This is a genomic window from Clostridium paraputrificum (assembly GCF_900447045.1).
Lineage (GTDB): Bacteria > Bacillota > Clostridia > Clostridiales > Clostridiaceae > Clostridium > Clostridium paraputrificum.
In genome coordinates this window covers 146,453-159,380 of the sequence record NZ_UAWH01000016.1, presented here as the reverse complement: position 1 = coordinate 159,380, position 12,928 = coordinate 146,453, and the positions used below count along the sequence as shown (strand labels likewise).

Sequence of the window (12,928 nt, the reverse complement as noted above, 5' to 3'; positions counted from 1 at the left end):
GAAGATAGAAAATGGGTAATAAATTTGTAATGGTTGGTGGCGGTTCTACTCAGTCACCTGGTATTTTAGAAGTTTTAAGAAAGCGTGCAAAAGAATTAAACTTAAGTGATTTAGTTTTATATGATATTGATGAAGAAAGAGTTTCTTTGCTTGGACAATATACGAAAATGTATTATAAGGAATTAGGCTCTAAAGTAAATGTTATATACACAACAAATATTGATGAAGCTTTAAAAGGTGCTGATTTCTTATTTATGCAAATTCGTCCTGGCTTGAATAAACAAAGAGCTATTGATGAAAAAATATGTTTAAACAATGGTGTTGTTGGTCAAGAAACTTGTGGTTTAGGTGGATTCTCCTTTGCTATGAGGGTAATCCCAGCTGTTTTAGAAATAGTTAAAAAGGTAAAAGAAGTTTGTCCTAAGGCTTGGATTTTAAACTATACAAATCCGGAGGCTATTTTATCAGAAGCAATTTATCGTGAGTTTCCAGATGCAAATGTTTTGTGTATTTGTGATATGCCGATTTCAATTGAAGGTGCCATTGCAAAGTACTTTAATAAGGAGCACCGTGATTTAACATTTAAATACTTTGGACTGAATCATTTTGGTTGGTGGACAAATGTTTATGATGAAAATGGCTTTGATTTGTTGCCACAATTACGTGAAGATGTTCTTTCAGGTAAAATTGATACGCTTTTAATGTCAAATGATGAAACTGTTGGAGATCAATATTGGGTGAATACTTATAAACAAATGATTAGTCTATTTAAAAGATTTCCAGAGTATTTCCCTAATTGTTACTTACAGTATTATTTGACTCCAGATGAAATGGTTGCGCATGATGACGTTTCATTTACTCGTGGAGATTATGTGATGCAAGGTAGGGAAAAACGTATTTATGATGAATGCCGTAGAGTGATTTCAGAAGGATCGGCTAAGGATTCTTCACTACATGCAGGAGTTCATGGCAATTATATTGTAGATATTGCTTATGCAATTATTCATAATACTAGGGAAAGATTTATAGTCAATAAAAAGAATCATGGTGCAATCTCTAATTTTGATCCAGAAGCAGTTGTTGAGACACCAGCTTATATTGGATCAATGGGAGCTGAAACAATCAATATTGGTGAAATACCAACTTTCCAAAAAGGATTGATGGAAATGCAAAAAGCATATGAAAAAATGACAGTTGACGCAGCATTATCTGGATCTTACCAAAAAGCCTTAGAAGCTGTGATGCTTAACAAAACAATACCTAATTACACTGTGGGTAAAAAGGTGTTAGATGAATTATACGTAGCTAATAAGGGACTATGGCCTGAATTAAAGTAAGCTATTACTTAAAATTTAATATAACAATAAAAAAGGAGATGTGTTCTGACTGAATTTATTAATTCAATCTGATACAGCTCCTTAGTTTTTGGAGAAAATTAATATGGATTTATTAAAGATACTAATATACTTTTTATTATAAGTTTTTCAATATAGAGCAGGTGTTGAATCAGCAGGACATTATTGGTTTAATCTTAGAGATTATTTAAAATATATCGTGATTGAAACTATAATGATAAAAACAGATTTAGTAAAGTATAGAAGAGTCTTAGAAGAAGGGCAGAAAGGAAAAAACGATACATTTAGAGCATTAAATTGACTAGGCAGAAAAGAATTAATATAGATTAATTATGTTGGTAGAAGGATAGGTTTAATATCCTTCTTTTATTTTTAGAAAACTATAGATTAAAAAGGGTATCTGGGATAGATTTAGTAAAATTCTATATGTATAGAGAGATTTGAATTGATTAAAGCTTATTAACCTAAAAAGAAATATTTATATATTGTTATAAATATAAAAATATATAAATATCCTCCTACCTTTTTTATATTGTTAATAATTCTAACTTATTTTATTATTATTAATATGAGTAAGATAAAGTATGAAATAATTTATAAGAAGAAAAAGTCTATATCAATTTCTATTGATGTAGAAGGAAATGTTAAAGTTAGCGTTCCTAATAATACAAGTAAGGATACCATAGAAAGAGTTATAAAATCCAAAAGTGAATGGATATCAAGAAAAATAAAGGAGATTAATAGTAGAGAAGAGTTAGAAGTAAATACAATTATGTATTTAGGAAAAAAATACTCTATAGAAATTATTGAACAACCTTTTTTGAAAAGAAATTTTGTTGCATTTTTTAATGATAAATTTGTGGTGAATGTTACGATTAAAGAAAATGCTATGAAAGTTTTAGAAGAATATTTAAAGAGAGAAACTTTAAGAATAGTAGAAGAAAAAGTAATGAGGTATAAAGTTTTATTTAAGATTATTCCTAAAGAAATTAAGGTTAAAAAGTTAAAGAGTAGATGGGGAAGTTGTTCTTATGACAATATGTTGGTGTTTAATTCAAAACTTATAATGTTTAGGAATGAAGCTATTGATTATGTTGTTATTCATGAATTGTGTCATATGATTCATAAAAATCATTCTAAAGATTACTGGGCTTTAGTAAAGAACATAATGCCAAATTATGAACAGGAACATAAATATTTAAGGGAGAATTCTCATCTTGCAAATATAAAGCTAATATAAGAAGAGAGTGAGGTTTAGAAAACTTCACTCTCTTTAAATTATTTCATATGAATATCCATTTGAGGATATGGTATGTTAATTTTTTCTTCATCAAATTTTATCTTAGCTTCTTCAAGTAGGTAGAAATATACATTCCAATAATCTTCTGTTTTTGTCCAAACTCTCACAACAAAGTTAAGGGAACTTGGTCCGTGTTCACAAATACTTACAAAAGGTTCTGGATGACTTAATATTTTATCATTTGATTCTATGATCTTAAATAAGGTCTGTTTTACATGAAGTATATCATCTTCATATCCTACACCAAAAGTTAAATCTACTCTTCTAGTATCTTTATTTGTGTAATTAATCATACTATTGTTTGCAATTGTACCATTTGGAATCATAATCTCCTTATTATCTGGAGTAACTAAATGAGTATAAAATATTTTTATGTTTTCAACAGTACCAGCATGCCCTGAAGTTTCTATATAATCTCCAACTTTAAATGGTCTCATTAATAATAGTATTACTCCACCAGAAAAGTTTGACAAGCTTCCTTGAAGGGCAAGACCAATAGTAAAACCTGCAGATGCAACTATAGCAGCAAGACCTGCTATTTCAATACCCATAAACTGAAGAACTACAAAAATAAGTAGAGTTTTCAGTGAAATATTTATTAAAGCATCTAAAAAAGAATGAAGAGTAGAATCAAATCCTTTTTTTTCTAAAAAGTTATTTAAAGTTGTAATGACTTTTTTTATAAGCTTCCAGCCAACCACAAGAATTATAATACCTAGTATTAATTTTATTCCGTTTTTTAATGACCAGGATAAAAAGTCATTTAATAAGTCTTCAAAATTCATAATATCTCTCCTTTTTTTATAATAAGTTTTATTTTACACACATATAAAAATAATACAACAGCAAAATGTGAGTAATATTTACAGTGGTGATAAATTGTGGTATTATAAACAAAAAGTATTTTATAAATTATTAACATATACCTTAAATAATTAATATATTTAGATTAAATGGATGCAGTATAGTAGTAATAAGCAAAAAATATAGATTTTTTTTAAGAAATAGATATTTGCTTTTGAAGTTTTGTGTGATTTAAGGTATAAAAATTTAGGAGGATGGTATTATGGTAGGTAAAAAGAAGATAGCTTTATTGCTATGTGGTCTTTTGAGTGCATCTTTACTTGTGGGATGTGGAGGAGAGACTGAGAATGAAAAAGAAACATCAAAGAAAAAGGTCGGGATAATTCAACTTATTCAACATGATGCGTTAGACCAAGCTAATAAGGGATTTATTGATGGACTAGCTGAAAAAGGATACAAAGATGGAGAAAACATTGAAATTGAACAACAAAATGCTTCGGGAAAACAAGATACTGCACAACAAATAGCAGGGCAATTTGTATCAGCAAAAAAGGATTTGATATTTGCTATAGCTACACCAACAGCGCAGGCTTGTTATAATGCTACAAAGGATATTCCAATTGTTTTTAGTGCAGTTACAGATCCAGTAAAGGATGGACTAGCTAAGGATTTGAAGAGTTCAGGTTGTAATACAACAGGAACATCAGATATGGCCAATATAGATGAACAATTAGCTTTATTAAAAGAAGTTTTACCTGATGCTAAAACTTTAGGTGTAGTTTATACAACATCTGAAACAAACTCAGTAAATCAAGTGAATGAATTAGAGACATTAGCTTCTAAATATAAGCTAACTATTAAGAAGATAGGGGTGGCTAATATAAATGAAATAAATCAAGTGCTATCTAATTCTATGGGAGATATAGATGTTTTATATGCTCCAACTGACAATAATGTTGCAGCTTCTTATGAATTAGTTGCACAAATAGCCTTAAAAGCAAATAAGCCTGTAATGGGAGCAGAACCAGCAGTGGTTGAAAAAGGTGGATTAATTTCAAAGGGAATAGATTATTATGAATTAGGAAAGATGGCAGGCTATAAGGCGGCAGAAATATTAGATGGAAAGAACCCTCAAGACATTGAAATTGAAACTATGAAAGAACTTGCAATAACAGTAAATACAGATGTGGCTAAAAAGCTAGGTATTACAATACCTCAAAATATTTTAGATTCAGCAAAGAAGGTTACAGGAGGCGTTAAGTAGTGGATATTCTTAAAATAGCTATCAATGTCTTAGAGCAGGCTTCATTATTTGGTTTGGTAGCAATGGGAGTATTTATTACTTACAAGATATTAGACTTTCCTGATCTTTCAGTTGATGGTACTTATCCTTTAGGAGCATGTATATCAGCTGTTCTTTTAGTAAATGGAGTAAATCCATGGATAGCAGTTGTTGCATCAGCCTTAGGAGGTGCTATAGCAGGATTTATTACAGCATTCTTGCATGTGAAGCTAAAGATAACGAATTTAATGTCTGGTATATTGGTAATGATAGGGCTTTACTCAGTTAACCTATTGGTTATGGGTAATAAATCAAATACCCCATTATTTCAAACAACTCATATATTTTCAGAAGTAAGTGGACTATTTACAACATTACTTATTGTTGCTGTACTTTTGATTATATTTAAGATTTTATTAGATATTTTTATGAAAACAAAGGTTGGTTTTCTACTATTTGCTGTAGGAGATAATGAACAAGTTGTAACCTCTCTTGGAGTGAACAAGAATAATATAAAGATAATAGGTCTTATGTTAAGTAATGGGTTAGTTGCTTTGTCTGGAGGCCTTACAGCGCAGTATAATGGATATGCTGATGTTGGTATGGGTACCGGTGTAGTAGTAAAAGGACTAGCCTGTGTAATAATAGGTACATCATTGTTAGGAAGGTTTAGGAGAGTTAAATCTACAACTCAAGCTATTATAGGCACTGTAATATATTACTTTGCTATTTCAGTAGCATTAAAGATGAAATTAAATCCAAATCTTTTAAATCTTTTAACAGCAGGAGTATTAGTTATTGCATTAAGTACACAAAATGGACTATTTAAAAAGAAAAAAACTGAAGTGAAGGGTGGTGCTGAAGAAAATGCTGAAGATCAAGCAGCTATCGAAAGTATTCAATCCTAATAGCATAAATGAAAATAAGGTATTTGATAAATTATCGGTAGAAATTGATAAGGGTGATTTTGTTACCATTATAGGCTCTAATGGAGCTGGAAAATCTACTTTGTTAAACATCATTGCAGGATCAATAGAACAAGACTCTGGAACGATATATATTGATGGAGAAAATGTGTCTGATAAAGAAGAGTTTTATAGGTGCAAAGAGATTGGTAGGGTATATCAAAATCCATCTTTTGGGGTTGCTCCTAAAATGACTATATTAGAAAATCTTTCACTTGCAGATAATAAGGGGAAAAAATATGGTTTGTCCTTAGGGATTAATAAAAAGAGAATAGAAGCCTATAAGGAACTTCTTAAAGAGCTAAATTTAGGGTTAGAGGATAAGCTTTATAATAAAGTTGAATTATTATCTGGTGGACAAAGACAAGCTTTAACACTTTTAATGGCAGTAATGTCAAATCCTAAGTTGTTACTATTAGATGAGCATACAGCTGCCCTAGATCCTAAGACGTCAGAAAAGATAATGGAGATTACTAAAAAGATAGTTAAAGAAAGAGGAATAACTACTTTGATGGTAACTCACAATTTAAAGCATGCTATAGATTCTGGAAATAGATTATTTATGATGCACAGAGGAGATATAGTTATAGATGTTAAAGGAAAAGAGAGGGAAGAATTAGATTCAACTGATAAGTTAATGCAACTTTTTGAAAAGGTTCATATTAAAGATGAGCTTAGTGATAGAACTTTATTTGTTTAAAATGTAAACTCCTATGTGAAAACGTAGGAGTTTTATTCATGTGTTAAATTATGATATGATTTATATATATTTAAAGTAAAGGTAGAGATAGAGATGTATAAACCATTAGCAGATAAGATTAGACCCACAGAACTTAAGGATGTATGTGGTCAGAAACATATACTAGGTAAAAATAGGATATTAGATAGAATGGTGAAAAGTGGAGCTATAAGCAATATGATTTTTTATGGGCCACCAGGTATAGGAAAGACTACTGTAGCTAACATAATTGCAAAAAAAGCTAATAAACAGTTTTACAAACTAAATGCAACAAATGCCTCTTTAAAAGATATTCAAGATATTTGTAAGGATTTAGATACATTTATGGGAAGAGAAGGGGTATTACTGTATCTAGATGAGATTCAGAATTTTAATAAAAAGCAACAGCAGTCCCTATTAGAATACATAGAGGATGGTAGAATTACTTTAATCGCCTCAACTACAGAAAACCCATATCATTACGTGTTTAAAGCCTTATTAAGTAGATCAACTATTTTTGAGTTTAAGCCATTAAGTGAGGATGATATAAAAAAGGCATTAAGCAGAGCAATTCAAATTGAACAAAAGGACTATACTGAAATTTTATTAGAAGTTACTGATGGAGCCTTAGATTACTTTGCAAAAGCATCAAATGGAGATGTAAGAAAATCTATTAATGGTTTAGAGGTTGCCATTAGGTCAACTAATCCTAATGAAGATGGAGTAGTATACATAGATGAGGAAATTGCAAGAGATTCTACTCAAACAAAGGTGGTTTCCTATGATATTAATGGAGATAGCCATTATGATTACTTAAGTGCTTTTCAAAAGTCAATAAGGGGAAGTGACCCAGATGGTGCAATTCATTATTTAGCAAGACTTATAAAAGCAGGTGATTTAATTTCTATATGCAGAAGACTTCAAGTTATAGCAGCTGAGGATATAGGATTAGCATATCCTCAAGGAGCATTAATAGTAAAGTCATTAGTGGATTCAGCAAGGGAGTTAGGTTTTCCAGAAGCTAGGATTCCACTAGCTGAGGCAACTATACTACTGGCTACATCACCAAAATCAAATTCAGCAATTAATGCAATAGATGGTGCCTTAAAGGATTTAGATAATCTATCTATTGATGATATACCACCTCATTTGAAAGATGCACATTATTCTGGAGCATCAAAATTAGGAAGAGGAGTGGAATATAAATATCCTCATAGTTATCCTAACCATTATGTTAAACAACAGTATTTACCTAATAATATTAAAGATAAGGTATATTATGAGTATGGAGATAACAAGATGGAAAGAACCTCTAAGGATTATTGGGATAAAGTTAAAGGAAAATAGAAATTAAGGAGATATAGCTAAACATAGTTTGCAATATCTCCTTTTATTTTAGTTCACTTCTATTTTAATATTTTTAATTTTAAGGTCCTTGGAATTACCTTCACAAGCTCCATTTACTGTAATGGAACTACCGTCTTTAATGCTTCCGCCCCAACTTGGGTTAGATATAGTGTAGGTATTACCAGAGGAGGCAAGTACTCCTTCCCAACATTGAGAAAGCTTCTTGTCAAAATCAAAGGATACTTTCCATGAAGAAATATCCTTACCACTATTGTTCTCAATAGCCATAGACCAATTTGCACCAGAAGTCCAATCTGAAGTCACTTCAAAGTTTATATTAAAACCATCTAAATTGTTATTCATAACTTCTTCATTAATATTTTCTTCATTATCTTTAATAGATGAATTATTCTCAGTAGAAGTTTCAGTTGTTTTACCAAGGCTTTCCCATAGAAGAGTGGTTAGAGGGAAATTTTTGCTCTTATCATCACCAGTTATTTCCCAGACAATTATTCCTCCATAATTATTCTTTATTACAAAGTTACACCTTTCTTTTAGGGATTTTTCATCCTCATATGTAATCATAGATTTTAAATTCTTATTATATAAATAAGGAACTTTAGCTTTATCATCCCAGTACTTTTTCCATCCGTCTTTGTTTTCCATTTCTTTTATTTGAAACCATGGTATTTGACCACCAGGGCTTGTTGCGCTATCCCATGAACCTTTATATGCTTTTGTAGCAGTTGAAAATAAACCATTTGTACCAGTAGAATCATCTACTTCACTCCATCCTCTTGAATAAAATGGTGATCCTACATTTAATTTTTCAGTAGGAATATTATATTCCTTAACATACATTTTCAAAGCATCTTCAGCACAGAAAGTATATTTATTATATCTAGTAGGGTCATCATCATTGTAGTAGATAGGAGAGTGATGATTGGTTTTACTTTCAAAAGCACCATGAAAATCGTAAGTCATTACATTAATGAAATCTAAATATTTTATATATTTATCAGGCTCTTGAAGTTGAAGTTTTTCATAATTTCCAGCGTTGGCTATAGTAAGCATTTTATTAGAAAAATTGTTATCATTATAAGCTTGTCTTATTTCTTTAAGTAAAAGGGTGAAGTTTTCTTTATCTTCTGGTCCACCTGGGCATCCTTTATCATATTCATCATTAGGGTCTTTTTCACGATTTTCCCCTGGATACTCCCAGTCTATATCTATACCATCAATAAAGGGATATTTTTTTAGGAAATCTATTATACTATCAATAAATATTTTTCTATTTTCCTTTGTTTTTGACATATCATGAAAGTTTTCTCCACGTGTCCAACCACCAACAGATATAAGGACTTTTACATTAGGGTATTTGGATTTATAGTATTTATATTCACCAATATGTCCCCTAAGTTGATCTTGATTCCATCCTTCTGAATTGGGAAAGAATTTTTCAAAATCAGCATCCTTATCTGTAGACTCTAATTTAAATTCTTTAGATACAGTAAAGAAAGCATGATTTATAACTGTAACCTTGTCCCAGGGAATATCTCCAACAGTAAGATTATTGTGAGATTCACTGTAAACTCCCCAATTAGGAAAGTACATAATAATATTTTTGTTGTTATTATATGTATTGTTTTGGTTTGTGGCAGAATTATTAGAGACTTCTTCATTTACAGTAGAATTATTATTGAAGTTATTTTTTGTTATATTTCTATAGGAGATAAATAGGCTTAAGCATAGTATAAGTGCAATAGATGCAGATATTAATAATTTCTTTTTCATAGAGCCCTCCTTACATATTATTACAACTAATTATAAAATTATATTTGAGTAAAGTAAATATTGATGTATTTAGATTATTGACAATGTCCGAGTGTTTTGCTATGATATGAAATGTAAAGCATAGTAATTTACTCAACATTAAGAGGTGAAGAGAATGAAACTTTCAACTAAGGGGCGTTATGGAGTAAAAGCAATGGTTGAACTTGCTATTAATTACGGTGGAGCGCCTTTATCAATTAAAACTATTTCAAAAAGACAAAATATATCTGAATATTACTTAGAACAATTATTTTCCCCATTAAGAAAAGCAAAGCTAATAACAAGTATTAGAGGTGCTCAAGGAGGGTATGTTTTAAGTAGAGAACCTAAAGATATTACTGTAGCTGAAATTATGTATGTACTTGAAGGGCCAATTGAAATTGCAGAATGCATTGATGGTGTTTCTTGTGATAATCTTGATTGTTGTGCTACAAGATTACTTTGGGCAAAGATTAAAAACAGTATTGATGATGTAATGAAGTCAGTAACTCTTCAAGATATAGTAAATGACTATGAAAGAATCAAGACAAATAACGAATCATTAAAACTTAAATTATAGAGGTGAAGAAACATGAATACAGTGTATATGGATTATGCTGCAACAACTTTTGTTAAGCCAGAGGTCTTAGAAGAAATGTTACCATACTTCACAGGTAAATTTGGTAACCCATCTTCATTTTATGAAATATCAAGAATTACTAAGAGATCTGTAGATAAGGCTAGAGGCCAAGTTTCAAAGGCCCTTAATTGTGATATAAATGAAGTATACTTTACAGGTGGAGGCTCAGAAGCCGATAACTGGGCAATTAAAGGAATAGCTTCAGCGTATAAGAATAAAGGTAACCATATAATAACAACTAAAATTGAGCATCATGCTGTGTTGCATACATGTGAATATTTAGAAAAGAACGGATTTGAAGTTACATACCTAGATGTTGATAGCGAAGGTTTTGTTAATCCAGAAGATGTAAGAAATGCAATTACAGATAAAACAATTTTAGTTTCTGTAATGTTTGCTAATAATGAAATAGGTACTATTGAACCAATTAAAGAAATTGGAGCTATATGTAGAGAAAAGAAGGTTTTATTCCACACTGATGCTGTCCAAGCAATTGGTAATATAGAAATTGATGTTAAGGATATGAATATTGATTTGTTATCTTTAGCGGGACATAAGATATATGGACCAAAGGGTGTAGGAGCTCTTTATATAAAGAAGGGTGTTAGAATACATAATTTAATTCACGGTGGTGGACAGGAAAGAGCTAGAAGAGCAGGTACTGAAAATATTGCTGGTATCGTAGGGCTTGGAAAAGCTATTGAACTTGCTACTGAAAATCTACAAGAACATGTAGATAAAATGACAGCATTAAGAGATAAATTAATAGAAGGCTTATTAAAGATTCCATATTCAAAGCTTAATGGACCAACTGGTGATAAGAGATTACCAGGTAACGTTAATATTGGATTTGAATTTATTGAAGGAGAATCAATATTGCTTTCATTAGACTTTGAGGGAGTTTGTGCTTCAAGTGGTAGTGCATGTACATCAGGATCACTTGATCCATCACATGTTTTATTAGCTATAGGGCTTCCACATGAAAAAGCTCATGGATCATTAAGATTAACATTAGGTGATGCTTCAACAGAAGAAGATGTTAACTATGTAATAGAAGTATTACCACCAATCATTAAAAGATTAAGAGATATGTCACCATTATGGGAAGATTTCATTAAGAGAGGAGTAAGATAATTATGATATATACAGATAAGGTTATGGATCATTTCAGAAATCCAAGAAACGTAGGAGAAATTGAAGACGCAAATGGTGTAGGTGAAGTAGGAAACGCTAAGTGCGGAGATATAATGAAGATTTACTTAAAGGTAAATGATAACGGAATTATAGAAGATGTTAAGTTTAAGACATTTGGTTGTGGTTCTGCTATAGCATCATCATCAATGGCAACTGAACTAATTAAGGGTAAACATATAGATGAAGCTTGGGAGCTATCAAACAAAGCAGTTGCAGAAGCTTTAGATGGACTTCCACCAGTAAAAATGCACTGTTCAGTATTAGCAGAAGAAGCTATACACAAGGCAATTAATGACTACAGAAAGAGCAAAGGAATGGAACTTTGGGATTTCGAAGAGCATGGAGATGATTTACACGATCACGTTCATGGAGAAGAATAGGAGTAGTCTATGAAGAAAAAAGTAGTTGTAGGTATGAGTGGCGGAGTTGATAGCTCCGTCGCTGCTTATCTTTTAAAAGAACAAGGATATGATGTTATAGGTATAACTTTAAGAATGTCACCAGACGATGATGAAACTATAGAAAATGAAGGTGGGTGTTGTTCACTTTCTGCTGTAGAAGATGCTAGAAGAGTTTGTGATAGAATAGGTATACCTTTTTATGTGTTGAATTTTAAAGATATATTTAAAGAAAAGGTAATTGATTATTTTATAGATGAATATATGGTTGGAAAAACTCCTAATCCATGTATTGCTTGTAATAAGCATATAAAGTTTGATGCTTTACTTAGAAAAGCTAGAGGTATAGGTGCAGAATATGTTGCAACAGGACACTATGCTAAGATTGTAGAAGAAGATGGAAGATACCTTCTAATTAAATCTGATGATGATAAGAAAGACCAAACTTATGCTTTATATAATTTTACACAAGATCAATTAGAACATACATTAATGCCTTGTGGAGAATATACTAAGGATAAAATAAGAGAAATAGCTAAGGAAATAGGATTAGCTGTTCATAACAAAAAAGATAGTGAAGAAATATGTTTTATTCCCGATAACAACCATGGAAGATTTATCTTAGAAGCTAAGCCTGGAAAAATAAAACCAGGAAACTTTGTTGATAAAGAAGGAAATGTATTAGGAAAACATAAAGGAATAGTATATTATACTATTGGTCAAAGAAAAGGATTAGGACTATCCTTAGGAAGACCTGTTTTTGTAACTGATATTAGACCAAAGACAAATGAAGTTGTAATTGGTCCTGAAGAAGATATATTTAAAACAGATTTATTAGCTAAGGATGTTAACTTTATTCCCTTTGATAATCTTCAGAGTGAGTTAAAAGTAACTGCAAAGGTTAGATATTCTGCAAGACCAGCAGAGGCTGTTTTATACCCTGAAAAGAATGGTAAAGTTAGAGTATCATTTAAAGATAAACAAAGAGCTATTACAAAAGGACAGTCAGTAGTATTCTATGACGGTAATATTGTAGTTGGCGGGGGGATAATTGAAAAAATATTATAGCTGCAAAAAATGAGACTGTATTAGTAAAATTATTATTAATACAGT

At 30.9% G+C, this 12,928-nt stretch carries 12 protein-coding genes; 10 read left to right on the top strand and 2 right to left on the bottom strand.

Annotation, left to right across the window (positions count from 1 at the left end):
- Positions 1-11: 11 nt before the first annotated feature.
- Both DR024_RS14055 and DR024_RS14050 read left to right on the top strand, forming a co-directional pair.
- A complete protein-coding gene (locus DR024_RS14055; RefSeq protein ID WP_027097429.1) occupies positions 12-1,337 on the top strand; it encodes a family 4 glycosyl hydrolase in 1,326 nt (441 codons plus the stop codon).
- 586 nt (positions 1,338-1,923) lie between these two features.
- Positions 1,924-2,595 carry a M48 family metallopeptidase gene (locus tag DR024_RS14050; protein ID WP_027097430.1) on the top strand — a complete coding sequence of 224 codons (672 nt, stop codon included), beginning with the start codon at positions 1,924-1,926 and terminating at the stop codon, positions 2,593-2,595.
- A 38-nt stretch (positions 2,596-2,633) separates the two neighbouring features.
- On the opposite strand, the gene DR024_RS14045 is transcribed toward DR024_RS14050, so the two are convergent.
- Positions 2,634-3,440, bottom strand: a complete 807-nt coding sequence (locus DR024_RS14045; RefSeq protein WP_027097431.1) for a mechanosensitive ion channel family protein — start codon at positions 3,438-3,440, stop codon at positions 2,634-2,636.
- 281 nt (positions 3,441-3,721) lie between these two features.
- Between DR024_RS14045 and DR024_RS14040 the strand changes: the two genes are divergently transcribed.
- From DR024_RS14040 to DR024_RS14025, 4 genes are all read left to right on the top strand, one after another.
- Positions 3,722-4,723 carry an ABC transporter substrate-binding protein gene (locus tag DR024_RS14040; protein WP_027097432.1) on the top strand — a complete coding sequence of 334 codons (1,002 nt, stop codon included), beginning with the start codon at positions 3,722-3,724 and terminating at the stop codon, positions 4,721-4,723.
- Positions 4,723-5,649: an ABC transporter permease gene (locus DR024_RS14035; RefSeq protein ID WP_027097433.1), complete on the top strand. Its 927-nt coding sequence runs from the start codon at positions 4,723-4,725 to the stop codon at positions 5,647-5,649. The genes DR024_RS14040 and DR024_RS14035 overlap by 1 nt, the downstream gene beginning before the upstream one ends.
- The gene (locus DR024_RS14030) at positions 5,609-6,406 is read left to right on the top strand and encodes an ABC transporter ATP-binding protein (protein ID WP_027097434.1); all 798 of its coding nucleotides are present in this window, start codon (positions 5,609-5,611) and stop codon (positions 6,404-6,406) included. Before DR024_RS14035 ends, DR024_RS14030 begins: the two co-directional genes overlap by 41 nt.
- A gap of 93 nt (positions 6,407-6,499) precedes the next feature.
- Positions 6,500-7,771: a replication-associated recombination protein A gene (locus tag DR024_RS14025; protein WP_027097435.1), complete on the top strand. Its 1,272-nt coding sequence runs from the start codon at positions 6,500-6,502 to the stop codon at positions 7,769-7,771.
- A 48-nt stretch (positions 7,772-7,819) separates the two neighbouring features.
- Here DR024_RS14025 and DR024_RS14020 read toward each other — a convergent pair whose 3' ends face one another.
- Complete coding sequence (locus tag DR024_RS14020; protein ID WP_055253729.1) at positions 7,820-9,565, bottom strand: glycosyl hydrolase family 18 protein; 1,746 nt, start codon at positions 9,563-9,565, stop codon at positions 7,820-7,822.
- A 154-nt stretch (positions 9,566-9,719) separates the two neighbouring features.
- Here DR024_RS14020 and DR024_RS14015 point away from each other — a divergent pair, with 154 nt between their 5' ends.
- From DR024_RS14015 to mnmA, 4 genes are read left to right on the top strand one after another with little or no spacing between them, the layout of a single operon-like run.
- Entirely contained in the window at positions 9,720-10,163 is a 444-nt protein-coding gene (locus tag DR024_RS14015; RefSeq protein WP_027097436.1) for an RrF2 family transcriptional regulator, read from the top strand.
- Positions 10,164-10,175: 12 nt separating this feature from the next.
- Positions 10,176-11,357, top strand: a complete 1,182-nt coding sequence (gene nifS / locus DR024_RS14010; RefSeq protein WP_111917944.1) for a cysteine desulfurase NifS — start codon at positions 10,176-10,178, stop codon at positions 11,355-11,357.
- Between the two features lie 2 nt (positions 11,358-11,359).
- The gene (gene nifU, locus DR024_RS14005) at positions 11,360-11,797 is read left to right on the top strand and encodes a Fe-S cluster assembly scaffold protein NifU (RefSeq protein WP_027097438.1); all 438 of its coding nucleotides are present in this window, start codon (positions 11,360-11,362) and stop codon (positions 11,795-11,797) included.
- Positions 11,798-11,806: 9 nt separating this feature from the next.
- The gene (gene mnmA / locus DR024_RS14000; RefSeq protein WP_027097439.1) at positions 11,807-12,883 is read left to right on the top strand and encodes a tRNA 2-thiouridine(34) synthase MnmA; all 1,077 of its coding nucleotides are present in this window, start codon (positions 11,807-11,809) and stop codon (positions 12,881-12,883) included.
- The last annotated feature ends 45 nt before the right edge of the window (positions 12,884-12,928 follow it).

What these genes read in the sequence shown, in the direction of transcription:
- DR024_RS14055 (WP_027097429.1), top strand. Translation starts at nt 12, where the DNA reads ATGGGTAATAAATTTGTAATGGTTGGTGGCGGTTCTACTCAGTCACCT.
- DR024_RS14050 (WP_027097430.1), top strand. Translation starts at nt 1,924, where the DNA reads ATGAGTAAGATAAAGTATGAAATAATTTATAAGAAGAAAAAGTCTATA.
- DR024_RS14045 (WP_027097431.1), bottom strand. Translation starts at nt 3,440, where the DNA reads ATGAATTTTGAAGACTTATTAAATGACTTTTTATCCTGGTCATTAAAA.
- DR024_RS14040 (WP_027097432.1), top strand. Translation starts at nt 3,722, where the DNA reads ATGGTAGGTAAAAAGAAGATAGCTTTATTGCTATGTGGTCTTTTGAGT.
- DR024_RS14030 (WP_027097434.1), top strand. Translation starts at nt 5,609, where the DNA reads ATGCTGAAGATCAAGCAGCTATCGAAAGTATTCAATCCTAATAGCATA.
- DR024_RS14025 (WP_027097435.1), top strand. Translation starts at nt 6,500, where the DNA reads ATGTATAAACCATTAGCAGATAAGATTAGACCCACAGAACTTAAGGAT.
- DR024_RS14020 (WP_055253729.1), bottom strand. Translation starts at nt 9,565, where the DNA reads ATGAAAAAGAAATTATTAATATCTGCATCTATTGCACTTATACTATGC.
- DR024_RS14015 (WP_027097436.1), top strand. Translation starts at nt 9,720, where the DNA reads ATGAAACTTTCAACTAAGGGGCGTTATGGAGTAAAAGCAATGGTTGAA.
- nifS (WP_111917944.1), top strand. Translation starts at nt 10,176, where the DNA reads ATGAATACAGTGTATATGGATTATGCTGCAACAACTTTTGTTAAGCCA.
- nifU (WP_027097438.1), top strand. Translation starts at nt 11,360, where the DNA reads ATGATATATACAGATAAGGTTATGGATCATTTCAGAAATCCAAGAAAC.
- mnmA (WP_027097439.1), top strand. Translation starts at nt 11,807, where the DNA reads ATGAAGAAAAAAGTAGTTGTAGGTATGAGTGGCGGAGTTGATAGCTCC.